This is a genomic window from Allomuricauda sp. CP2A, assembly GCF_001683915.1.
In the GTDB taxonomy this organism is placed as follows: domain Bacteria; phylum Bacteroidota; class Bacteroidia; order Flavobacteriales; family Flavobacteriaceae; genus Flagellimonas.
The window spans coordinates 1-23,945 of sequence record NZ_LXTT01000022.1 but is presented as its reverse complement, the minus strand read 5'-3'; the positions used below and the strand labels follow the sequence as shown (position 1 = coordinate 23,945).

Genomic DNA, 23,945 nt, shown 5'->3' with positions numbered 1-23,945 from the left:
GTGTACACCTATACCGTGGCCGCGACAGCGCCCTGCGCAACGGACGCAACGGCACAGGTCACCGTGACAGAACAGCCACAGCCCGATGCAGGGACCGACGGCAGCACCAACATCTGTGAGGGGACCGCCCTATCCGAAGCAGACCTTTTCGCACTGCTGGGGGGAACCCCCGACGCAGGGGGCACATGGAGCCCCGCATTCGCAGGGGCAGGCGTGTACACCTATACCGTGGCCGCGACAGCGCCCTGCGCAACGGACGCAACGGCACAGGTCACCGTGACAGAACAGCCACAGCCCGATGCAGGGACCGACGGCAGCACCAACATCTGTGAGGGGACCGCCCTATCCGAAGCAGACCTTTTCGCACTGCTGGGGGGAACCCCCGACGCAGGGGGCACATGGAGCCCCGCATTCGCAGGGGCAGGCGTGTACACCTATACCGTGGCCGCGACAGTGCCCTGCGCAACGGACGCAACGGCACAGGTCACCGTCACCATAAACGACGCCCCGGTCATAGACACGGTCCCCGATGTCACCGAATGTGACTCGTATGTGCTTCCTCCTTTAACTAATGGTAATTATTTTACTGTAAGTGGTGGTACAGGAACACCACTATTCGCAGGGGATATAATAAACACATCTCAGACGATTTATGTCTTCAACCCTGGACAAGGTAACTGCCCAGATGCAGAAGAAAGTTTTGAGGTGACCATAACTGGATTTAGCGTTACCACAAATGTTCAAAATGAGACGTGTTGGGAAAGGAATGACGGTTCTGTTTCGGTGACTATTGGTGATGCGGTTTTGCCCATTACAGTTCAGTTGAACAATATGGAACCCATGGTTTTCAATACAGATTCATTCTCTATAGACGATTTGGCTCCTGGGAATTATGAAATGAGCGTGATTGATGACACAGGTTGTCAAACCAATACAAATTTTGGCATTCAATCTGGAGGCCCAAACCTTGGCGGTACTGTTGATGTGATGTATTTGTGTGACGCCAACCTTCCATCAAACACCATTGCAGTAACCTTGTTTGATCCATCTGTTAGCAATGATGTGCTCTATGCCTTGGACTCTACCGATCCCAATGATTTTATACTAAGTCCAGATTTTGGAAACATCAGTGTTGGCGACCATAGTTTATTCATAATGCACAATAATGGTTGCTTGGCAGAGATTCCATTTGATGTTGAAAACTTTGAGCAATTAGAGCTGACACTAACCAGCGAATATGTAAATCAAATCACTGCAAATGTTAGTGGAGGAACTGCTCCTTACACTTATTATTTTGATGACAATAGCGGAACTACTTCCAACACTTATACCATTGACCGAAGTGGAACCTTCACGGTAAGAGTTGTTGACAGTATTGGTTGTGAAGTTTTGCAAAGCACCACGATGAACTTAGTGGACATTACAATCCCTGATTTCTTTACTCCGAACAATGATTTCCAATATGATACTTGGGCACCGAGAAATGCCGAACTGTTTCCCGATATCGAAACTTACATTTTTGATAGATATGGAAGGAAAATTCAGATTTTGGGCCCAACAGATGAATGGGATGGGGAATACGAATCCAATGCAATGCCTTCTGGGGATTATTGGTATATCGTGAAGCTAAATGATGGGTCTGGGCGTGAATTCGTTGGGCACTTTACATTATATAGATAAAATTTAATTGATAAATGAAGCGAATTGTAGTTTTCTTAATATGTATGAATCTATTCCTTATGAAAGGACAGGAATTGACCATACCCCAATTGTCCCAATACTTATCCGACAACCCATTTTTGATGTCCCCGTCCTTTGCTGGAATAGGGAATTATGTAAAGGTGAGGATGAACGGGGTTACCCAATGGGTGGGTATCAAGGATGCTCCTGATACCCAATCCTTGTCGGCAGATGTAAGATTGGGAAATCGATCGGGGATTGGTATGGTAATCTACAATGATTCCAATGGTGAAACGAAACAACGTGGAGGAAAGGTCTCCTTTGCGCATCACCTAACCATTAATAAATATGATGATCATTATTTCTCCTTTGCCCTGTCTTTTAACCTCAACCAGTTTAGAATAGATATTGAAAACTTTGACCCAAATGATGATTCAGCCATTATAAACGATCGGTCTTCGAGCAATCCAAATTTTGACATCGGCACCTTGTATAGAAGGGGAAGTTATTACTTGAGCCTTAATGCTTCAAATATCTTGAACAAGGACGTCCAAAAGTTCAATCAGGTTTTTGAACCCAATACGCTACGAAATTACTACCTATATACTGGGTATACCTATCGCAGAAGCAGAAGGGCCGATTTTGAAATTGAACCCTCAATATTCTTCCAGTATTTTGAAAATGGCCAGCGTTCTGTAACCGATGTCAACACTAAATTTAAGTGGTATGATTTTCTTGACTACTATTATGCTGGTTTTACCTACAGATTTTTAAACGATCAACTGGGGAGCCCCTTATATGTTGCCCCAATAATAGGGCTGAAAAAGGGAGATTTTTACTTTGGATATTCCTATCAGGTAATCATGAATGAACTATTGGGATATTCAAAGGGTACACACGTAATAACCTTAGGTGTGGATCTTTTCCAAGGCATTTCAAATTGCACTTGTACTTATTAATAATTAAATACGATTCTACTATGAGACAAAACCCAAACACATCCAGAAAACTTAACCTACTTATCTTTTTTGGTATTCTAATCTTTTTTTCTTCCTGCAGTAACGATAGGGATGCTTTTCCCTTGGTTACCGAAGTTGGGGAAATTGAAGTTACCGCCACCACCACAGATACCATTGTGAACATTTTGGTGGACAATATGAAAGTTCCCGTTTATCTATCGATTCCAACGGATTGCAACCATGAAAACCATCCTGCCGTAGTGGTCATGCACGGCTCCTATGGACTGTGGTATCAGAACACCCCGGACAGCAAGGTTATGTCTGGCCAGTTTACAGAATGGCAAAACATTTTAGCTGAAAATTGTATTGTTGGGGCATTTGTGGACAGCTATACGGGAAGAGGTGTAACCAAGAGAACGGGAGTATGGAGGGAACTTCCTGATAACATAAGAATAAGTGCCCAATTTGTACGGCCCAGGGACGCCAATGCCACTCTTACGCTTTTACAAAATTTAAAATACAAAGACGGAACTCCTGTTGTACGTAAAAAAGACATCGCCTTACTAGGGTTTTCTGATGGAGCCACCGCAGTGGCCTCCACCCTAATCGACACGGATAAGATCCCAAAAGATTTTGAATGGACACAGAGTGAGGATGGCAAGACCTATGATGCCTCGGATGGCATATTGCCCCCACTACCCAAGCCAGAAGTAGGCTTTGCCGGAGGTGTGTTTTATTATGGAGGTTCCGTGGGGTACAACTATTGGGGCAAACACCCTTGCGGCTTGGAAGTTCTGGAAGAAAATGTGTTTTATCCTTATGCTCCCATGCTCTATCAAATACCTTCCAATGATAACCTCACTGAAAACACCCTTTGTCTTATAGATGTCCTTACAGATAAAGGGGCTCCTGTGGAAATGGCATACTACGAAGGTGCATCACATGGTTTTGACTTTGACGATATTCCTGAAAGTGAACAAGCGAGGGAACATACTATCAACTGGTTAAAAAATATATTGAACATGAACTGATCCCCATCAAACTAATCGAAACTATTTCATGGATAAAACTTATAAGATCCCTTTTTCACCTCAATTAGGAGGTCTTTAGTCAACCTTCCAAAAAAGTTCCCAAGAACCACTAGGCCCAAAAGGCTTAAAACTTCCATGAAAAAGTGAATGACCCTAACAAAACCTAGGGTATTCTTCAAACCTTTTTGGGAACGCCAAACCCTCATCCTCAAAACAAATAAATAATACAAATCCCATTTATGGGATAAAATCAGAATACCTAAACATAATTGAAATGAGAGAAAGCTTTCTTGAAAAATGGATTTTGGATTTAGTAAAATCTGAATATGAAAAAGGAAATATCCCTAAAAAAGCAACGTATCGGTTAAGGGAAAGAATGGACGATTTTATAGAGGTGACCATTGAATGGATGGACAAAGAGAACAACCACTATAAGATTGTTTACAATGCACGATCATTTGGCAATCGAAAAACAGAGGAGTACTCTGAAATCACCAAAGATGACGAATCGATATTCGAGCTGGAGAACTATTACACCCTGGAGATACATACCTATTTGAATCATATCAAAAGGAATTATAGTTCACGGAAAATCGCCAACTATGATGTAATGACCGTTATTGGACAATTGGAACATTCAGATGAAAATTCAGATGTAGAAACATAGGGGCAAACGGTATCCCCGGATGGTTGGATTGGCTTGTTCTTTACTTACCCCATACCCAAAAAGTAATCAACAGGCCAATTCCTCTTAAAAAAGCAATGCCCCCAACCCCTAAATAGCTTGGGGTAAGGTTAAACACTTTGTTCAGGTGCATTTCATCCATAAAAACGCGCATTTAATCGTAGGGAAATCATCTGTCAATTGAGAACGCCCATCTATCTATTCATCACCTATTTATCGCTCTACTATTTGTTACTTGTATAAGATTTAAACGTTCCCAAATTTTTAAACCAAAGAAAGAATTATGCAACTGTTTACCATCATATGGACTCTTGTATGTGCGGCGATAATTATAGGATATCCCCTTTATCTTTTTAACAGATCATCTTCCACAGCGGACTATGATAAAGCTCATTCCGGGCCATTATCGTGCAATACTGTGGAACTACTGTCCTTTGATGTAACCCATCAACTACCGGGCTGGTCATTTACAATAGATGTTCCCGAAATTACAGAGGAGGTGCTGTACAATAATCCAATTCTTTTTTATCTGGAGTCCGAAGACAATTGTTTAAAGCTCCCATTCAACAATGCCTCATTGGGGTACACCGCAAATGTCTATAAAAATGTGGGCAAGGTATACGTCACCTTCAAATCCCTTAATGATGGGGTCTCCAACTTTTATATTCCTTCCTGGCATTTGAGCAAGTTGAAAATCCTTATCATAAGATCACGGGATAAACGAATTTATGGTGATTGGGGAGCCAAACCGGAAAAATCCCCCATTCACAAAGGCCTTATGAAGGCAGGTATCAATATAAATGATTATGAGGACATTCTGGGGTATTTCAGCAATATAGCCGCAATAGACTTTAAAGGTCATTTTATAGCCCCAATGCCCAAAAAGAGACAGCGTAAAGTGACCTCGTTTAAACATCAAGACCAGGAATTATGTTCCACGGCCTAAAAATACTATTAGTGTTCATGTACTTGAAAAGTGGGATTTCCCAAAAAGGAATCCCGCTTTTACATTAGTTCCATAAACCCAAAAGGGCTATTTATAAATCCAAAACCTATTTACGTCAACTTATACCTATTTGTTACGAAGAACCCAATTAGATTTACTCAAAATAGAGTGCAATACATGAAATTAAAGGAAAAACAATTACAGGGCTGCACACAGACAACCATGTCATTATCTTCAGTTCTGGCGATGAAGATAGTGCAGCCCAATACCCATGCTTTTCTTTTGGCTCAAGACAACTTTGCACTTGTCCACAATAAAAAAACAACTCACCACAAGTATCTTTTTAGTAGGGCTGATAGCTAGTATGGGGTTATGCTGCGCAACAGTGATATTGGAAAAAGAAAGTGGTGAGTTTTACCTACTATAAACATTCAACCAATACAATAAAAAAAACCTCTATACCATGACAGCCTCACCCTAGCCAATTTCAATAATTATTTCAGTGTTTCTAAGGCATATTCCATCCTCACTTCCCCCAAGTCCCAATAGGAGAACAATTGCCGTTAGCCAATACCACTAAAGACAGACGGGCCTACTTTTCACGATATCTGCATTAGTCCTAAATACCTGTCTTATCCCAGTAAAACAACATAAACCACTGGTACCGACCCAATAAATATCTCTTGAAAAATCTTTGAAAGGATTATTATTTGGATGAAAATGGAAAAATTTCCATAACTTAATCTAATTACTTCATTCTGCAATGAAGACAAACTAAGTGTGCCAATTAAATGAAAAAAGAAGTATTTCCCTTGTTCCCAAAGATATTAAAAAATATTATTCTTTCAAGTTTTATAAGAAAATACTGCTTTTGATTGCTAAGATGATTTTAGGTTGTTCAAATTCTCTTTTTCCAAATTTCATACATCTTTTCTATGAAATTTTCGCCATGCTTTATAAGGGCAAAAAAGAAATCTTAAAAATGTACCGTGCAATCCCGGTCACTGCACTGGTTATGTTTTTATTCATATCATCCTTTGCACGGGTTTATTTTACTACGTATCCCATAGGCACTATTCTGGAGATTAGTATTCTTTCATCGGTTTTGGCTGGTATAGAAAAACTTGGCCCCAACATAAACCAATATAGTTGTAAGGTAGGTGTTTGCGGTGTTGGGGGATATACAATCAAAACAATTAACAAACCCCCCAAAAAGTTTGAATTGTTTGTTCATCCCGACAAGGGCCGAACAAAAACCAATTTACCATCCATGGCAACCCATTTCAAATGAGAATAACCACAAATCTAGTAACCCAAAAAACAACCGAATGATCTTGAAAGTAGTAATCATAGAAGATGAAAAACATAGTAGGGAAACTCTAAGGTCCATGCTCGAGGAGTTTTGCAAAGATGTTAAAGTAATTGCCACCGCCAGTTCTGTGAAAGAAGCTGTTAAAGTACTTTCTATCTATAGTCCAGATGTTGTATTTCTGGATATTGAACTACAACCCGGATTAGGATTTGATGTTCTGGAACAAATAAAAGAGCCCAGTTTTGAAATCATATTTACAACAGCCTTTGAAAAATATGCCATAAAGGCCATAAAGTTCAGCTCTTTGGACTATTTGCTAAAGCCCGTTGATCTGGACGAATTACAAGATGCCGTTGAAAAAGCCAGAACCCGAATGGATACCAATGTGTATCGACAGCAGATAGATACTCTTATGCAAAGCCTCTCAAGTAGCTCCAACAAACAAGAAAAAATCTGTCTTGCCACCACTGCCGGCATGGAATTTATAGCCATTGAAGACATAATTCTTTGCAAAGCCGATGGCTCCTATACCTGTTTTATTCTCAAAAACAACAACACATTATTGGTGAGCAAGCATTTGAAGGAATATGAAAACCTACTGGCCGACCAACAGTTTATGCGCGTGCACAACAGCTACCTTATCAACCTAAATGAAGTAAAAAAATACATTAAATCCGATGGTGGTTACATCATTATGAGCAACGACATGAATGTAAACATTTCTCCCAGAAAAAAAGACGACCTTATTGAAGCGATGAAACGTTTATAAACCCCTGCTCCAATTTTTAACCATTTAAGATTTATCCTTATCGGGTTTTGTGTCCAACAATCCCTTGGTAAACTCGTTCAGGGCGTCCACTTTTTCCTCAAAATTGCCCTTCAAGGTGTCCCGATACGTGTTTAGATTTTTAACCAAGTCATCAATATTCTCCGGAAGCACGTCCTCAAAAAACTGCCGCAAACGCTTCGCGGTGGTTGGTGATTTTCCATTTGTGGAAATGGCCACCTTTACATTTCCCTTCGTCACAATTCCGCCCATATAAAAATCACAATACGGAGGATTGTCCGCCACATTCACCAAAATACTTCGCTCCCGACAATCGTGGTACACCTGTTCATTCACTTCAACTTTGTCCGTACAGGCAACAACAATATGCTTTCCCTTTAAAAATTGCTCGTGATATTTCGCCTTGGTAATTTCCACATTGTGCTTTTGTGCCAACTCCAGTGTTTCTTCCAAAAACTCAGGAGCCACCATCTGTACTTGGGCATTGGGACTGGACTTCAACAAAAATGTCAGTTTTTCCAGACCCACATTGCCCCCGCCCACAATGAGCACATTTAGATTGGATACCTTTAAAAAAATGGGATAGAGTTCATTCCTTTCCATGAAATCTTGCTTTTGCTCTTTCAAAGGTATTAGTTTTCAGGCAAGCTATCCCATTCTTTTGGGAATCGTTAAAGGGATGCTCTTACTTTTTGATGAGCTTCCCACCGCTGGACAAAATTTGTCGTACTATTTCGGCATCCCCCTTGTAGTACAACCTGCCGTCTGAACTCGCAACAATATCAATGGTCTCAAAAACCGTCAAATAGGCCTCACTATCGGAAGACAGCTCCACTTTAAGGTCGTTGACATGCAAACCGAAACCTTTCAACTCAGCATCTGAAGATAGTACTGCATCCATATGATCAACATTGCCCAATACATCCACCGTGGAATCCGAAGAAAGTCGGACAATGGCATTTTCAATAGTGGTCTCTCCATCCAAATAAGCATTGGATGAAAGGTCCAGATAGGCATTTGTGGCTTCCAAATAAAGTTCGGCATCGCTATCAGATTCTGCCCTAAGTTCAAAATCATCGACAACAATGTCTCCAATGAAGTGGGCATCGGAACTCAGATCAATGTAAACATTGTTGGTATTGAGCGGGTTTTCCAAAAAAATGGCCGCATCCGAAGAAGCCTTGAACCAAGAAATGTTATTTGTAGTGATGTAAAGGTTCAAGGTCTCCCTTCCCTTCACCCTAATATTGTTCTCCAGTTTCACCACCAATTTGTTGCCTTCCATATAGACATCCATCCGCTTAAATAGATTATCATTGGCTTCAATTTCCACACGCTCCTGGGTTTCCGAAAAGGTAACATAAGCGTTAAAATCCGTTGCAACCTGAAGTGCTGTTATGTTCTCAAAATCATAGCTTTTGGTGGACACCTCTTCAGAAACCCAAACCGTTTCCTGTACACAGGAAGTCGCCATTAGCCCCATCGCCATAGCGGTCAGGGCATGTTTAATTGTTCTCATGCTGTTCGTTTTTTGATGTAAAATGATTGTTAGGATCCCAACTCCCGTTCCAATTTTAAGACGGGCATCCAATGGAAATTAATGGGAGACCAATCGTCCATGCCCACATTCTGGGCACTTCGCAGAAATACTGCCCCATTTTGGGTGAAGACGTGATTGGCCAGGATTCCTTTATGGATTGACTGTTCGTTGTTTTTTGATTTATAGGCCATCGTTCAAATGCTTTTTATACCGATTTCTCCCCATATTGAAAACGCCTACCTTCAGGCCGATTCCTCCTGAAAACCCATTGATGTTGCGCAGCGGACTGTCCTCCAATTCCAACTTGCTGGAAAAACGGTACTTTACCCCTGCTTCCAATTGCAAGTATCTGGATATGTTGAAGAGAAGACTAACCCCGGGCTCTGCCACAAAAATGGCATCAATATCATCCTCATCAACATCCCCGATACGATCCTCAAAATCATTCCCGAAATATCCAACGCCCCCTGCTCCAATCAATAAGGGAAAAGAAAGGTTAACGGTTGATTTGCTAAAAAGTATGGGTTCCAGATGAATACCGCCATAGCCACCAATCAAATCCTCATTGAGCGTCCTTGGATTATCCTGTTCCGAATAGAGAAAAACCCCGGAGAAACCAACCTCAAACTGTCGGTTGGCCACATAGGCCACTTTTAGCCCACCGAGATAGGTGGACTTGCCCTTGATCTCTCCATAATACGTGGTAAGCCCCAAGTACACGCCGTGCACCACATTTTTTCGATCATTAAATTCAATATAATCCGCATTGTCCTGAGTTTGTTGGCCCCATGCCATACCTCCAAACAGCAAAAGTAGAAGTAAAGGTTTTAGTTGTATCATGTTCCGTTTTTTGATTTTCATTCTAAAGACATTCAAAATTTGAAAGGGTTGCACTTACATCTATTTTTTTCTGATTTTTCAAAAAATCAATCGGTCAGTACAATGATTCCCTTTATTCCATTGATAGAGAAATCGCCCCGGTCACCTGTTCCGTATCTTGCCGTAATATCCCTGATCTTGCTCCCTTCATTGGTGACATGCGTGTTAATGTTGGAAAAGGTCTTGGGAACCCGTAAAAGCCCTTGCTCCAAAGTCGCCTTAAAATCAAAGGACATGCCCGTAACGTTCATATTGATCTCCGAGGATTCCTGCACAATGTTGATATTTGCATCCGGTTTCACAATCTTTTGGATGTCCACCTCCGCTATCCTTAGTGTGAGGAACAACTCATTTGTTACACTGGCAATGTCCACATTGGAGAATTTAAAATCCCCACGTAGCGCATCTATCGATTCCAGTTCCACCTCATCCTTACTGGAGTATAGTTCCAAATCTGAAATCGCTCCCAACCGAATATCACTGCCACTACTGATTATTTTCAACTTTTGCGCACTTTCAATATCTATGGTCCCGTTGTCCATCTTTATATTTCCATAATCCAGATTTCTGGCATTGAGCTTTCCAAAGCGCATGTCCACTTTTGCCGTTGAGATGTTTCCGTTGATATATATGTCTCCATGCTGTAGATCGGTTTCCAGATCCCCTTTCCAAGAATCTATGATGATGTCCCCGAACTTATTGGTGATGTTGAGTTCGGCATTAATAGGCAGATACACCTCATAATCAATTTGCACGTTGGATTTATCAAAGTCAAAAGGATTGGCCTTGCTGAAATATTTAGCAAATATGTTGGCGTCCCGATCCTTGATTTCCGAAATGAACTGGATAAAATTCCCCGCCTGTACGGCTTTGGGTTGAATCCGGTCCAACAGTTTCTCCGCACTTTCATCCTTCCTATGGTTCACCTGGATAGCAATGGAAACCTTCACCCGATTTTTCTCCCATCCATTGATGACCACATTCCCATACTTGTTCTCAATATGCACCTTCCCCGTAGGGGAAAGATCATAGGTCTTGTCCCATCGCTTGCTTTGTTCACTTTGGGCAAAGACCGCCAAAGTAAACAGCAACAGACCTACCGTTACAAATGTGTTCTTATAAAACATACCCTTCATAATCCATTTCTTTTTTGGACGCATTGATCTGTTTCAATAAGTTTTCAATCAGTTCAATACGCTTCTTATAGTTTTCCACGATAGCTTGCAAGACCCGCTCATTGCCGAGGTTGTTTCGCATTTCCATTCTTAATTGTTGGTATTCCTCATCCAGTTCATCCATAAAAGACAGGAACTCTTCCTTATCCTCATCGGATAATTTGGGATGGTCCTTTACCAATTGCACCTGTTGATGTACCAAATGTTGGTAATGCATATCGATTTCCAAAAGTTCTTCATTGGCATAGGCGTCCCTATTCTGGTTTGAAGTGTTCATGGTGAAAAATGTCATCAATGACAGTCCCATTAGGAGTACGATTGAAGCCGCGACCCATAGTTTCCTTGATTTCCATAGCGGAATCACCTTGGGTTTTGGTTTTTCATCCAATTGGGAAGCGATTCCTTGCCACAATTTGTCCTTGTCCACTTTGTGGGTGTCAAAGGCCTGTTTGTTTTCCCGAATATGTTTTTCAAAATTGTCCATCATAGCTCGTTTACAATTTGAATCAGTTTCTTTTTAGCGCGGTGATATTGCGATTTGGAGGTGGACGTTGTTATTCCCAGGATTTCGCCAATTTCCACATGGTCATACCCTTCAATCAGGTATAGTGTTATGATCTGTCGGTATCCTTCCGGCAATTGACCAAGACCCATTTTTATCTTTTCAATTTCAAACTGGTCTGGTTCCCCTTCTTGTTCCTCTTCAACCCATTCCCCTTCATTTTCCATGGATGAGAGCAACAATCGCTTTGCTTTCAGGTGATTGATGCTCTTGTTGATCACAATCCGTTTTAACCATGCCCCAAATGTGCTCTCAAATCGAAAAGAGTCCAATTTTTTAAAGGCTTCCACAAAACTCTCCTGAATAATGTCCTCCGCATCCTCCCGGATGGTCAATAAGCGCATGGCAACATTGAACATGGCATCCACATACAATCCATACAACTGGTATTGCGCGTTGCGGTTCCCTTCTCTGCTTTGCTCCACCAAAGCTTGGTGCGTAAAACGTACGTTTGCTTCCAAAAATTCCGGACGGTTATTCAATGACGGCTAAAAATAATCCTATTTCATTCTATCCCAATGACAAATCAAAAATGAAAAGGTTGCACCGCACCGAATTTTTTCGTAAAAAAAGAGGGTGTCTGAAAAGTATAGAAACACGTCATTCTGAATTTATTTCAGAATCTCACCATACTGAAAACAAATCATTATGGGAACCTGAAACAAGTTCAGGTTGACGAAAATTGACTTTTTGGACACCCTCTTGCATGCATGAGGTTATGTTGCTATTTGGTTTTACGTTTTCTGCGCTGAAATCATTGTGATTCAGATGGTTTTTTCAGCTCCTTGAACTGATACCGTAGAAAAATTTCGTGCGAACCCCCAGTATAATTTGCCAAATTGGAGGTAGTAAGATCATAAGCGTATCCTGCATTTAGGTTAGGCGTAATTTGAAGGCCTAGTAGGGTTGAAAAGGAGTCATCCCACCGATAGGCCACCCCAAAAGTGAATGTTTCCCGAAGGACAGCATTTACAGACACATCGGCGATCATCGGGGCACCGGGCACCCATTTTACAAAGAAGGCAGGTCTGAGCACTATCTCTGGAGTGAGCTCAAAAAACTTGCCCCCAATAAAATAATAGTGCAAGCGTTCTGCCGCAATCTCCTGTTCTTCCCCATCATAATGTTTTTGCGAAAAGAAATTGGGCACCGCAAAACCTAAATAACTATCCCTTGTTTGATAATACAATCCAGCCCCAATGGTGGGAAAGAATTTACTCTTTATATTATTTTGAAAGGCCACATCAGGGTCCTCGGTCAACCCTTTGGAAAAATCCACATCAAACAACCTTCCCCCTACTTTCAATCCAAAGGACAATTTTCTGTTCGTACTGTCCAACTGAATGGTGTAGGAAACATTTCCATCCACAAATATCTCAGAAGAAGGTCCCAGGGCATCATGGGCCAATATTCCCCCTACGCCAAGCTTGTTTTCCAAAGGGCTGTCCACCGCCAAAACCTGCGTATTGGGTGCGCCGTTTACACCTACCCATTGGGAACGGTGCATCAACAAAGCCGTAAGGTAGCCTTGCGAACCAGCATAAGCCGGGTTCACGCTCATGGTGTTGTACATATACTGGGTAAACTGTGGGTCTTGCTGTGCAGAAACTGTGCAGCATCCCAATAGTAAAACCACAAGATAGGTATGTCCCATTCGTTTTTTCATTCGCGATATTTTATTTGCGCCGTTCATACCCTTTTCTATCGATTTATATACAACCAATCCGTTCTGGGTTCGGAGCCATCCCCCAAATCCAACACATAATAATACGTGCCCACGGGCAATTGGTCTTCTTTTTGTACAATGGCGCGGCCGTTGGGCGTTCCGTCCCAATCATTGTTGTAGGACCGTTTTTCATATACAATATTGCCCCAGCGGTTGTACACCTTAAGTACATTGCCCGGGTATCTGGAAATACAATCAATGGTAAAGAACTCATTGACCCCGTCGCCGTTGGGTGAAAATTCGTTGTACACCACCAAACAGGTAGGTTCTACAAAAGCTTCGGCAGAATCATTTGCAGAATTGGTGTCCAATTGATCCACAAAAGCCAAACTGGCTGTGTTCAGGTAATCCTCAACATCCAAAACCTCTACGGTAAGGTCGAGTTGTGCGGTTTCAGAAACTTGTAAGCTGTCCATTTCCCAAAAACCTCCGGCAGCATCATAAATTCCAACTGTGGCAGAAGAAGCAACCAATCGATACCCGCTGGGCAATTGGTCTTCAATACCGATATGGGTGGCAGGAACATTACCTTGATTGGTCACGGTGATGGTAAAAACAACCTCATCGCCAATATTGGGTTCCATTCGGTCCACCACTTTTGTAATGGCCAAGTCCGTGGTCTGTGGCACCACAAAGGCACTTGCTTCATCGTCATCGTCAACACCGTCCAAAAAATCGTCTGTTTCACTACTTTCATTAGGGTCACTGTCCGGGTCGGCAAAATTGCTTGCTAAAATCTCAGCTATATTGAGATATTCATCAATCTGTCCCGTAGGCGTATTCACTTCTGCCAATATTTCGAGCGTTTCTGTATTTTGATCAAAAATAGTCCTGTTGACATTCCATAATCCGGTGCTGGGATCATACACCCCAGCCGTTGAGGTATGTGATTGATAAGTATATCCCAAGGGCAGCACATCTGTGGCCACTACCCCAGTGGCATCCGTAGGTCCATCGTTAGTGATACTGATGGTGAACCGGACCACATCACCCACATTAGGGGTGGGATTGTCCACAATCTTGGTCAAGGACAAATCGGCCAGTCCATCGGGAATGGGAACCACGGTAGCCTGATCATCTTCTGATGCCAAATTATTGTTAGGGGATGAATCGGGGTCATAAGTGTCCAACGCAACCAATTCTGCGGTATTTCTATACTCTCCATTGGGAAGTACCAAGGTAGTAATTTGCAGTGTCTCTGAGCTACCACTGCCCATATTGGGCAGATTCCAAGAACCCACAATTTCGTCGTAAATACCAGATGAAGCTGTGGCAGAAACAAAATTATATCCGGTGGCTAATAAATCTTCCACAACCAAGCCGGTAGCATCATTGGGTCCAGCATTGGTAACGGTTATGGTAAAGGCAATCTGATCTCCCGCAGAGGGACTTAGGTTGTCCACTGTATTCGTGACAGAAATGTCCGTGACGTGTCTTGGTGTTGTTGCCTGTTCGTCCTGATCATCCTCGGTTGGAATATTATTTCCTGGAGTGGAATCAGGGTCTTGTATTGCTGAAGTCACCAACTCGGCCCTGTTGAGATAATTTCCTGAAGCATTCACTTCAACCAACATATTCAAAGTTGCATTGCTGCCAGCGGTTAGGTTGCCCACATTCCAATATCCTGTGCCCACATCATACAAGCCTCCAGAATCATCAGAAACATAGGTGTAGCCCGAAGGCAATATATCCTCAACCACCAATGCAAAAGCATCACTGGGACCTTCATTGGTCAACGTGAGAGTAAATGTGACCGTATCAGAAACATCGGGAAATTCATTATCCACGGTTGTACTGAGGGTCATATCCGCAGCTGGGATGGGAATGGTTCCCGCACTATCTTGGTCGTTCTCAAAAATATTGTTGTTGTTAGGGGTTGAATTGGGGTCATCATTACTGGACGAAATCACTTCGGCCACATTAAAGTAGTCCCCCGTTGGATTTACTGTTGCCACAATATTCAAGGTCTCGGTGACACCATTTGGAACAACATTGTTCAACTCCCAAATCCCCGTGCTGGGATTGTAGGTTCCAGCGGTCCTGCTGTTGGATACATAGGTATAGCCAGAGGGCAACAAATCCATAACCTGAACACCAGTAACATCGCTTGGGCCCAAATTGGTTAGATTGATGTTGAAAATTACATTCTCCCCTACAAAAGGACTCAAATTGTCCACAGATTTCCGCAAAAGCAAATCGGATATGGGAAGAGGCACTGGGGTGATGGTCTGTTGATCATCTTCGGCCCCATTATTGTTGCCTGGGGTTGAATCCACATCGGTCTCGGTCAACCCAGTCAATTCAGCAGTGTTGGAATAGCTTCCACTGGACAACACCTCTGTTGTTACGGTCAGGGTTTCAGAAGCGCCATTGGCCAAACTTCCAACGGTCCAAAATCCGCTAACGCTGTTGTAGGTACCATTGCTCGTAATGGCACTCACCAGTGCATACCCAGAAGCCAAAACATCCGAGACCACTAGATTGGTGGCATCACTTGGCCCATCATTTTGTACAGTAACCGTAAAAATTACTTGATCGCCAACATTTGGTATTAGTTCATCCACAGTCTTTGTGACGGAAATATCAACCACGGGATTGGGATTGACCACCACCTCATCTTGGTCATCTTCACCGGGGACATTATTGTTTGGGGTTGAATCCACATCAAACTGGTCATGTCCCGTAATCTCAGCCACATTGGTGTAATCCCCGGAGGGGTTTACATTGGCAAGAATGCTCAAACTGGCAGTATTACCATTGGCCAATGTTCCAATATCCCAAATACCGCTCGCATCATCGTAATCCCCTCCCCCATTATCGGAAATATAGGTAAATCCGGATGGCAACAGATCCGTAACCTCCACCGAAGTGGCATCACTGGGGCCCGCATTGGAAACCGTCAAGGTAAACATGACATTATCGCTCACCAGGGGGGGTGACTTATCGATTACCTTCGTTAAAGAAAGATCAACCACTTCAACAGGAGCAACGGACACATCCCCTTGGTCATCTTCGGAAGAGACTCCATTGCCGGGGGTTGAGTCCAAATCATACGCATCGGATTGCCATATTTGTGAGGTATTGGTATGATTCCCCGTGGCATTAACGGTCACATTGATAGTAAGCGTTTCTGAGGCGCCGTTGGCCAAAGTTCCCAAATCCCAAAAAGCACTTCCAACAGTATACGTTCCGGCAGTAGCCGTATATGAAACAAAACTATACCCGGATTGCAATTGATCCACCACTAGTACATTGGTGGCATCATCCGGGCCATCGTTGGTAATGGTTATTTCAAAACTTATTTCCTCACCCACGTAAGGATTGGTATTCCCTCCCACAATGGTTTTGGTAAGGGACAAATCGGCTTGTTGGGGCGCTACCACTAGTGCGTCCTCATCATCCTCACTTTGGTCCCCATCATCATTGTTGGGTGTGCTGTCATAATCAAATTGGCCACTTGCGGTCACTTCGGCAACATGGGTAAACTCACCCGAAGTCCCCGTTGGGGTCAACACGGTGGCATTGAAGGTCAGAACAGCAGTGTTGTTCCCTTGTGGGACATTTAAGCCTGTCCATGTAATGGTTCTGGATCCAAAATTATAGGATCCCGAGCTGCTTATGGCCGAAATACTATTCCCATCAAAACCAATAGGAACTATATTATCAACTGAAACCCCTGTGGCATCAACATCGCCCAAATTGCTAAGGTTGATGGTAAAAGTGACCACATCACCCACATCTGGAGTGGTATTGCTCGCCAATACTTCCATCTCCAGGTCTACTCCAACAATGGAAACTTCAACTGTATCGGATGCTGTGGTGCATGCCCCCCCAGAGACCGTCCATCTAAATTCATACGTTCCGGGAACAGTACCTTGCACTTCGGTAGCAGGGTCTGTTGCATCCACAAAATTCACCACGGATGGCCCCAAAACCTGTGTCCATACACCCGAATTGGATGCTGGAGATGCAGCGTTCAAAAAAACGGGTGTCAAGTGTGCCACGGTCTGATCAGCACCTGCATCAGCTGGACATTGTGCATTCCCAACTTGCACCAAGGCTAGCGCAAACAAAAAAGCCAAAAGAAAACTTGTTCTGTACTGGCGTGGTTGGGGTTTATTCATAGTTTAGAAGATGAGGCTGCTTTTACGAAGTAAGGTTTACCCAAACATATCAACAACTAATGACAAAAAGGAAGTTATGTTGTATTGCAACGATCATTTGTTGTGAAACATCGGATAAACGATGGAAACTAAAGGCTTTTTTTAACATTTTAGAAGGAAATACACCGCTGTAATTTTAGTTGAAAATTAAAAGAAAGCCAAAAAAACCCATTGATTATGATGCAGTTACACCCATACACAACAAAAGGAACTGGCGGCTAAACCACCAGTTCCTCATTAACCAAAAACTACAGTCAAAGTCAACCGGGCCTTGCAAGGCGTTAAACCAAAACCAAACAAGCCGTGCAAGGGAACCGGTATTTTGTTGGAAAGTCCTTCATAAAAAGAACCAGACCGGCCGGTGCCATAATCTTTGCTAATTAGAGTACATACTGTATCTCCAGCACCATACCTCTCATTTTTACTTGTTAGTTACTTCTGCCATTGCTTTGGCCTTACCATTACTTTTGATTTTTATGGCTCAAGGAAAAAGAAAGGGCCACCTTTAATGACCCTTCTTTAGCTCATTCCATGTGATCCCATCAAAAATTGAAGAACGGTCTAACCACTGGTTTATACCTTCTTTTGACACTCCACCCATACCCTAGGGTAGGTTGCAATCGCTGCTTAAATGCGCTATGATTTTCTGTTCTCATGATGTGTTCGTTTATTGATGATTATTGATTGATGATTGATGATAAACTCCTTATTTGGTGTATTCGTCCCAAAAATTGTTTCGTTCGGGGCTAACATTCTTGGCCAAGGGCCCCGTTTGTTGATTGTGTTGTGCATTCATATATCCTATGGCCAATAGACCGAATGCCAATGTTTTAAAATTGTGCTCCTTCATGATACTTGTTATTTCCACTTTTTCAGCGGGGGCAAAGATATGGTGAGGAAGACCCTTGGAAATAGAACAAATCCGCCTAATTCAATAACATTTCCGACAAGATTCAAGCACAAAACCCCTAGACTATAACTTTTCCGACATTTTCACCTTAAACACCTTGTTTTCAGTAAGAAACAAAATGAAATAGAGATAAAAAAGTACTGATTGGTGCTGCAACCAAAGTAAAAACCTCCAAATCACACCATATTGTGGAGCAGTGTCAGTTGCAGAAATAAGTGAATTGCACGGTGGATGATCTAGGTGTACTCCTGAAGAAAGGTGGATGGACTTTTTCCAAATTCCCTTTTAAAGGATTTGGAAAAATAGGAAGGGTTGGAAAATCCTGTTTGATAGGCAATTTCCGCAACATTGTGATTGTTTTCCAACATTAGCTCCTTTGCCCGGTGCAACCGAACCGATGAAATCAGTTGGATCGGGGATTTATTGGTGACCGCCTTGAGTTTACGTTGCAATTGTCGTTCGCTCACCCCCATTTCCTTACACAGCATTTCAACCCCAAACGATTCATCTCCCAAATGGGTCTCTATGCTTTGAAGCACATTTTCCAAAAAAGAGCCGTTTTTGGGAAGTTGGTATCGGTGAGCGTTTTTCGTTTGCTCATTGGAAACCAAATCATCCGTAACGGCAAAAAGCATATGTGGCTCAGCTGATTTGGGGTCCAGAATTGTTTTGCTCTGCTTAAAATTCAACCCAGCACCGGATAGTAGATATTTTACGGTTTGGGTGATCAATATTTGATTTGGTCTTGCCTGCCCAAGAATCGACCCCACAAAACGCTCAGTTTCCTCGCTGACAAAGTGCGCTTCATCAACGGCTCCCTCCTTTATATGGATCCCTACCGCCATTTGGGCATTCATGCGCTTTACGGTATCAAACAGATTCATATAGCAATGAATGGCCTTACTGGGGCCTTCAAAAGTGGCAAAAAAGGTTCGGCCATCATACTGGATCACTTTTCCCTTGTATTGGGCCACAAACCTTGCTATGAGTTCTTGTTGATCAGGTTTTGCACGTTCTTCAGCAAAAATCTGTGCAGCCGCAATGGTAAAGAGTTGTTGGTCATAGACCCTCATGGGCTTCATGTTCAGGATAAAATTTCTGATTTCCTTGAGCACTTCTTCGGTATTGCCTACCCAAAACAAGTGATCATTGCCTTGTAGCTCCACAAATTTGGCTCCCGGTATGCGTTCCGAAATGAACTTTCCCTCTTCAATCTTTACATCAACATCATTGGTGCGTTGCAAAATCAAGGTGGGTACTTTAATGGAACCCAAAATATTGATGATATCCACCTCTGTGTTCATTTTAGTGAGTACCAAAGCAGCACTTGGGCTGGCCCCTGAACGAAAATAGTTGGCCAACCATTCCATGAATTCCTTGTCATTTGCTTTGGAGGGTGCCAAGGTCTCCAGGTTCATCTCTCCACTGCCCCAACAATTCTCGATCATGTCATACACTCTTTGGCGCTCTTCATCGGTGGGGGCCCATGGATAGTTTTGGGCATACTTACGCTTGGCGAATATGCCAAATGTGATTAAGGAAATGATTCTGTTCGGATAGGTTGCAGCAAATAATGCAGACACGGAACCTCCTTCAGAATGACCAAACAAAATGGCCTTTTCCGAGCCAACGGCATCCATTACGGCCCTAATATCGTCCATGCGCTCCTCCAAAGTGGAAAGCTCCACCACCCGATCCGAAAGACCTGTTCCTCTTTTATCAAATAAAACAACCCGGGCTATTTTGCCCAGCTCCTGTAAAAAATGAACCAGTTCTGGGCAGGCCCACATTAAATCAATGTTGGAAACCCATCCAGGAATGTAGACCATGTCCACAGAACCCGACCCAAAAACTTGATATGCTATATTGATGCGGCCACTTTTGGTATACTGTGTAGCTGGCTTCATGTGAGGTTTAGGTTGATGTTCGCGTTTATTTACTCAAGAAGGGCATTTCTGCCCATTTTTTGGAAGCTTGATAAATGCCTCAGAAATACTTTACGTTCAAATTGATCCTATTGGATTACCGTTAACTAGTCTTTTCTTACTACACAAAAATAGAAACAGTTTTGAATGGATGGGCTTCCAACAAACACATTAACAATTGTTTGGCCAATGTTCAACAAAAAACCCCAAACCATTTGGTTGGGGGTTTAGTTAAAGTTAGGTTGGTACTTGTTTGGGTTGGTTCCTATTATGCCTCACAACTGGCACACTCCTTTTTCTGTTTAAATTTCTGTGCAGCATTCATACTGTGCTGGTAGTACAAGGATTTTAGACCCAATTTCCATGCGGTAACATGAATTTTGTTGATGTCTTTGGTTGGCATATCAGGGTGCACAATGATGTTTACTGATTGCCCTTGGTCGATATGGTTTTGTCTATTGGCCGCTTGGTAGACGATGTCCAACTGATCCAATTCAGAATAGGTTTTGAACACCGCTTTCTCCTCTTCGGTCAAGAAATCCAAATGCTGAACGGAACCATCCATATCGCGAATGCTTTTCCACACCTCTGGTGTGTTTTGACCCTTTTCTTCCAACAAATCCATCAAATATGGATTTTTGATGGTCACCTTGATCTTGGCGATATCCTTTACATAACAATTGGACCAAATGGGCTCAATCCCCTGTGACACCTGCCCCAAAATAAAGGCCGATGACGTAGTTGGCGCTATGGCATTAAGTGTTGCATTTCTCCTTCCATAACCTTTCAACACTTCGGGTTCTCCAAAACGTTCCGCCAACTCCGCAGAGGCTTTGTAGGAGCGTTCCTTGATTTCCCTGAATATTTCGCTGTTCAAATTGTAGGCCTCTTGGCTGTTAAAAGCCAAACGCTTGGACTGCAACAGGGAATGCCATCCCAAAGCGCCCAACCCCAAAGCTCTGTTCTCCTTGGCAAAATTATAGGCTCTTTCCATAAACAGGAAGGTTTGCCGATCATCACGATCGGATGAATCCCGATAGGTTTCCAGCTTTTCCACAAATTCCGTGATCACGGCATCCAAGAAATGGACCATGGTTTCCACGGCATCGGTATTTTTCCATTTATCATAGTGCAATACGTTGATACTGGACAATACGCATACAAAAGACCAGTTATCATTGGAAGGCAACATGATCTCGGTACAAAGATTACTGGCATGAATGCGGTGGGCTTTGTCCTTGTATACATCAGCGGCCCCATTATTGGCGTTATCGGAGAAGAACACATACGGATAGCCCATTTCTCCCCTACGTTGCAACACTTTGGCCCAAATAGTTCTTTTATCCACATCGCCATCAATCATTTCCTGCATCCATTGGTTGGTCACGGTAACGCCGTGGGTCAACTGCTGGATTGGATTTCCTTCAGTACCAATTTCCAAAAACTCCATAATATCTTTATGGTCTATGGGCAAATAGGGCGAAAACCGACCACGACGAACCGAACCTTGGCTTACCACATCCACCATGGATTCAAACAGCTGCATGATGTGCACAGCACCAGAAGCTTGCCCATTGTTCTTTACCGGAGCCCCCCTATGCCTGATTTTTCCAAAATAGCCCGAGGTACCCCCACCCAATTTGGACATCATGCCGACTTCGGATTGGGTATACAAGATATTCCCCATATCATCATCAATATGGGAGCCAAAACAGCTTATGGGCAGCCCACGTCTTTTCCCAAAGTTGGACCAAACAGGTGATGCCAATGAGAAAAAACCTTCCGACATATAACCGTAAAACTTGTCTGAATACCCCGGAATCTGCAAAATCTGTTCCGCCCGGTCCGCAATCTCCCGAATACGACCCTCTGGGGAAACGCCTTCGGTAAGATAGCCCGAAGCCAAAAATTGGCGGCTGTGGTCGTTCAGCCATTCAAATCCTTTGTCTTCTTCTTCTTTGGTTTTGAGTTTTGATAGGGCACTCTTTCGAGCGTTTACAAGTTCTTGGGTCTTGTTGTCCTGTTTTTGTTCCGTGATGTTTGAGGCTTGGGCTTTGTTCTCCATAATTTAAAAAAGGTCGTCGCTGGTTATACTTTGTGTTCTTTTGCTATAGTTGATGGATCGTTTTACAAAAAAGTCTCCGTGTTTGGTTCCAATGATCTCATCATCAAACCACTCGGTCTGTGCCAATAGTTTTTGGTCAACCTCAAACACTTTGGCAATGCCAATACTCTCCAATGAATTGTTGAAACGGTTTTTTATGAATTCATTTACCACATTTTTGGGCAAGAAATCGAGCTCACCTTCCTCAAAAATCCAATCCACAATTCTACTTTCTGAATCAAATGCCTTTTCGCAGATATCCTGAATCATAGCTTTGTATTCATCATCAAACCATTCGGGGTGTTCTTTTTTGATGATATTGATGACATCGATTCCAAAATCGCCATGAATCTGCTCTTCTTTTGATGTAGCCTCAACCACATTGGAAATTCCCTTGAGCACATTTTTGTGCTTGTTGAACGCCATAATGATCAAAAATTGGGAGAAGAGGGAAACGTGTTCAATGAAAAGGGAGAAAAGCAAAATGGACTCTGCGTATTCCTTGTTGTTCTCACTTTTTGCATTTTTCAGGGCAGTTTCCAAGTATTGCACCCGTTTCATGATCACGGGTTTTTTCTTCAGGTTTTCAAATTCCTGGTTCAATCCCAAAATTTCAAGAAGGTGCGAATAGGCATCATGGTGGCGCACCTCACTTTCGGCAAAAGTGGCACCCACGGAACCTATTTCGGGCTTTGGCATGCGGTGGTAAATATCGCCCCAAAAGGTTTTTACAGCAACCTCTATTTGAGAGATGGCCAACATGGTGTTTTTAATGGCGCTTCGCTCTACTTCGGTCAACCCAGACTTAAAATCCTGTATATCGCTGGTGAAATTAAATTCGGTATGAATCCAATACGAATGTCGGATAGCAGGCACATATTCATACAATTGGGGATACTCGTAAGGCTTTAGGTTAATACGTTTCTCAAAAATATCGGTCTGCCGCATTTGGGCCCTTTTGTTCCTATAAATGATGTAGGCTTTGGCCACATCATGGAACTCACTGTTCATCAACTCGTTCTCCACAACATCCTGAACTTCCTCCACCGTGGGAACATAGTGTTCATCTTGTTCTTTTCTTTCCATCAATGTTTTTTCAACATTGCTGGCAATGTTCTGTGCATCTTCCATTTGACCATGGTCCACTGCGGTCATGGCCTTTAGGATGGCGTTGGTAATTTTGTGCAAATCGAAGGGCTGAGTACTAAAATCCCTTTTAGTAATGTGAGAAATGTGCATGAGAAAAAGTGTTTGGATTTGTCCTAAGTGAACTGATTGTAAAATTCATATTTTCTTTACTTTGATTTTACACTGCCCCTTTTTGGTTCTCAACATTCTTATCAACATTCCATTTTTTGAGGCTGAAAAAATCATGGGAACAAACGTAAAGTCTAGGCTCCGAAAAAAATCTGACAACTGTCATCTGACCAAAACATTTATCCACAGGGTTATTAACACAGGAATGTTTCATGAATTCAAACCAAGTGAAATGAAAAGTGAACTCTCTGGTTTGCAGTTCTCCACACTGTGTAACATTTGCTACTTAAATCATGTTTTAAAT

20 protein-coding genes are annotated in these 23,945 nt (G+C 42.6%); 7 read left to right on the top strand and 13 right to left on the bottom strand.

Translation table 11 applies throughout. The annotated features are described in order from the left end of the window. The 7 genes from A7D14_RS02430 to A7D14_RS02390 all read left to right on the top strand — a co-directional run. Positions 1 to 1,680 (top strand): T9SS type B sorting domain-containing protein (locus A7D14_RS02430; RefSeq protein WP_141673199.1); only part of this gene is annotated, 1,680 nt, incomplete at its 5' end. 14 nt (positions 1,681 to 1,694) lie between these two features. Beyond that, entirely contained in the window at positions 1,695 to 2,639 is a 945-nt protein-coding gene (locus A7D14_RS02425) for a type IX secretion system membrane protein PorP/SprF (protein WP_067029558.1), read from the top strand. Between the two features lie 20 nt (positions 2,640 to 2,659). Beyond that, a complete protein-coding gene (locus A7D14_RS02420; protein WP_067029556.1) occupies positions 2,660 to 3,670 on the top strand; it encodes a dienelactone hydrolase family protein in 1,011 nt (336 codons plus the stop codon). 274 nt (positions 3,671 to 3,944) lie between these two features. Continuing rightward, entirely contained in the window at positions 3,945 to 4,337 is a 393-nt protein-coding gene (locus tag A7D14_RS02410) for a hypothetical protein (protein WP_067029553.1), read from the top strand. 301 nt (positions 4,338 to 4,638) lie between these two features. Further along, on the top strand, positions 4,639 to 5,301 hold the full coding sequence (locus tag A7D14_RS02405; protein ID WP_067029550.1) for a hypothetical protein: 663 nt from the start codon (positions 4,639 to 4,641) through the stop codon (positions 5,299 to 5,301). A gap of 778 nt (positions 5,302 to 6,079) precedes the next feature. Beyond that, positions 6,080 to 6,592 carry a hypothetical protein gene (locus A7D14_RS02395; protein WP_067029546.1) on the top strand — a complete coding sequence of 171 codons (513 nt, stop codon included), beginning with the start codon at positions 6,080 to 6,082 and terminating at the stop codon, positions 6,590 to 6,592. Between the two features lie 37 nt (positions 6,593 to 6,629). Next, positions 6,630 to 7,382 carry a LytR/AlgR family response regulator transcription factor gene (locus A7D14_RS02390; protein ID WP_067029544.1) on the top strand — a complete coding sequence of 251 codons (753 nt, stop codon included), beginning with the start codon at positions 6,630 to 6,632 and terminating at the stop codon, positions 7,380 to 7,382. A gap of 24 nt (positions 7,383 to 7,406) precedes the next feature. Here the strand turns inward: A7D14_RS02390 and A7D14_RS02385 are convergent, their stop codons facing one another. From A7D14_RS02385 to A7D14_RS02330, 13 genes are all read right to left on the bottom strand, one after another. Beyond that, positions 7,407 to 8,003, bottom strand: a complete 597-nt coding sequence (locus A7D14_RS02385) for a bifunctional precorrin-2 dehydrogenase/sirohydrochlorin ferrochelatase (RefSeq protein WP_067029542.1) — start codon at positions 8,001 to 8,003, stop codon at positions 7,407 to 7,409. A gap of 82 nt (positions 8,004 to 8,085) precedes the next feature. Next, a complete protein-coding gene (locus A7D14_RS02380; protein ID WP_067029540.1) occupies positions 8,086 to 8,919 on the bottom strand; it encodes a GIN domain-containing protein in 834 nt (277 codons plus the stop codon). Between the two features lie 29 nt (positions 8,920 to 8,948). Next, on the bottom strand, positions 8,949 to 9,131 hold the full coding sequence (locus tag A7D14_RS02375; RefSeq protein ID WP_067029538.1) for a hypothetical protein: 183 nt from the start codon (positions 9,129 to 9,131) through the stop codon (positions 8,949 to 8,951). Further along, entirely contained in the window at positions 9,121 to 9,780 is a 660-nt protein-coding gene (locus A7D14_RS02370) for a hypothetical protein (RefSeq protein ID WP_141673197.1), read from the bottom strand. Before A7D14_RS02370 ends, A7D14_RS02375 begins: the two co-directional genes overlap by 11 nt. 86 nt (positions 9,781 to 9,866) lie before the next feature. Then, the gene (locus A7D14_RS02365; RefSeq protein ID WP_067029534.1) at positions 9,867 to 10,955 is read right to left on the bottom strand and encodes a hypothetical protein; all 1,089 of its coding nucleotides are present in this window, start codon (positions 10,953 to 10,955) and stop codon (positions 9,867 to 9,869) included. After that, positions 10,936 to 11,481 carry a hypothetical protein gene (locus A7D14_RS02360; protein WP_067029532.1) on the bottom strand — a complete coding sequence of 182 codons (546 nt, stop codon included), beginning with the start codon at positions 11,479 to 11,481 and terminating at the stop codon, positions 10,936 to 10,938. The genes A7D14_RS02365 and A7D14_RS02360 overlap by 20 nt, the downstream gene beginning before the upstream one ends. Then, on the bottom strand, positions 11,478 to 12,017 hold the full coding sequence (locus A7D14_RS02355; protein WP_067029564.1) for an RNA polymerase sigma factor: 540 nt from the start codon (positions 12,015 to 12,017) through the stop codon (positions 11,478 to 11,480). Before A7D14_RS02355 ends, A7D14_RS02360 begins: the two co-directional genes overlap by 4 nt. A gap of 293 nt (positions 12,018 to 12,310) precedes the next feature. After that, positions 12,311 to 13,222, bottom strand: a complete 912-nt coding sequence (locus A7D14_RS02350) for a type IX secretion system membrane protein PorP/SprF (protein WP_067029562.1) — start codon at positions 13,220 to 13,222, stop codon at positions 12,311 to 12,313. A gap of 35 nt (positions 13,223 to 13,257) precedes the next feature. Then, on the bottom strand, positions 13,258 to 17,406 hold the full coding sequence (locus tag A7D14_RS02345) for a gliding motility-associated C-terminal domain-containing protein (protein ID WP_067029530.1): 4,149 nt from the start codon (positions 17,404 to 17,406) through the stop codon (positions 13,258 to 13,260). Between the two features lie 745 nt (positions 17,407 to 18,151). Continuing rightward, a complete protein-coding gene (locus A7D14_RS19935) occupies positions 18,152 to 18,295 on the bottom strand; it encodes a hypothetical protein (protein WP_176712348.1) in 144 nt (47 codons plus the stop codon). A gap of 296 nt (positions 18,296 to 18,591) precedes the next feature. Beyond that, positions 18,592 to 20,262, bottom strand: coding sequence for an alpha/beta fold hydrolase (locus A7D14_RS02340; protein WP_067029529.1), 1,671 nt, complete (start codon positions 20,260 to 20,262; stop codon positions 18,592 to 18,594). A gap of 286 nt (positions 20,263 to 20,548) precedes the next feature. Next, positions 20,549 to 22,345 carry a ribonucleoside-diphosphate reductase subunit alpha gene (locus A7D14_RS02335; RefSeq protein ID WP_067029527.1) on the bottom strand — a complete coding sequence of 599 codons (1,797 nt, stop codon included), beginning with the start codon at positions 22,343 to 22,345 and terminating at the stop codon, positions 20,549 to 20,551. Between the two features lie 3 nt (positions 22,346 to 22,348). Then, positions 22,349 to 23,623: a ribonucleotide-diphosphate reductase subunit beta gene (locus A7D14_RS02330; RefSeq protein WP_067029525.1), complete on the bottom strand. Its 1,275-nt coding sequence runs from the start codon at positions 23,621 to 23,623 to the stop codon at positions 22,349 to 22,351. Positions 23,624 to 23,945 lie beyond the last annotated feature (322 nt).

Bases quoted from the DNA above. Each gene is read 5' to 3' on its own strand.
- A7D14_RS02425 (WP_067029558.1), top strand. From the start codon at position 1,695: ATGAAGCGAATTGTAGTTTTCTTAATATGTATGAATCTATTCCTTATG.
- A7D14_RS02420 (WP_067029556.1), top strand. From the start codon at position 2,660: ATGAGACAAAACCCAAACACATCCAGAAAACTTAACCTACTTATCTTT.
- A7D14_RS02410 (WP_067029553.1), top strand. From the start codon at position 3,945: ATGAGAGAAAGCTTTCTTGAAAAATGGATTTTGGATTTAGTAAAATCT.
- A7D14_RS02405 (WP_067029550.1), top strand. From the start codon at position 4,639: ATGCAACTGTTTACCATCATATGGACTCTTGTATGTGCGGCGATAATT.
- A7D14_RS02390 (WP_067029544.1), top strand. From the start codon at position 6,630: ATGATCTTGAAAGTAGTAATCATAGAAGATGAAAAACATAGTAGGGAA.
- A7D14_RS02385 (WP_067029542.1), bottom strand. From the start codon at position 8,003: ATGGAAAGGAATGAACTCTATCCCATTTTTTTAAAGGTATCCAATCTA.
- A7D14_RS02380 (WP_067029540.1), bottom strand. From the start codon at position 8,919: ATGAGAACAATTAAACATGCCCTGACCGCTATGGCGATGGGGCTAATG.
- A7D14_RS02375 (WP_067029538.1), bottom strand. From the start codon at position 9,131: ATGGCCTATAAATCAAAAAACAACGAACAGTCAATCCATAAAGGAATC.
- A7D14_RS02370 (WP_141673197.1), bottom strand. From the start codon at position 9,780: ATGATACAACTAAAACCTTTACTTCTACTTTTGCTGTTTGGAGGTATG.
- A7D14_RS02365 (WP_067029534.1), bottom strand. From the start codon at position 10,955: ATGAAGGGTATGTTTTATAAGAACACATTTGTAACGGTAGGTCTGTTG.
- A7D14_RS02360 (WP_067029532.1), bottom strand. From the start codon at position 11,481: ATGATGGACAATTTTGAAAAACATATTCGGGAAAACAAACAGGCCTTT.
- A7D14_RS02350 (WP_067029562.1), bottom strand. From the start codon at position 13,222: ATGAAAAAACGAATGGGACATACCTATCTTGTGGTTTTACTATTGGGA.
- A7D14_RS02345 (WP_067029530.1), bottom strand. From the start codon at position 17,406: ATGAATAAACCCCAACCACGCCAGTACAGAACAAGTTTTCTTTTGGCT.
- A7D14_RS19935 (WP_176712348.1), bottom strand. From the start codon at position 18,295: ATGAAGGAGCACAATTTTAAAACATTGGCATTCGGTCTATTGGCCATA.
- A7D14_RS02340 (WP_067029529.1), bottom strand. From the start codon at position 20,262: ATGAAGCCAGCTACACAGTATACCAAAAGTGGCCGCATCAATATAGCA.
- A7D14_RS02335 (WP_067029527.1), bottom strand. From the start codon at position 22,345: ATGGAGAACAAAGCCCAAGCCTCAAACATCACGGAACAAAAACAGGAC.
- A7D14_RS02330 (WP_067029525.1), bottom strand. From the start codon at position 23,623: ATGCACATTTCTCACATTACTAAAAGGGATTTTAGTACTCAGCCCTTC.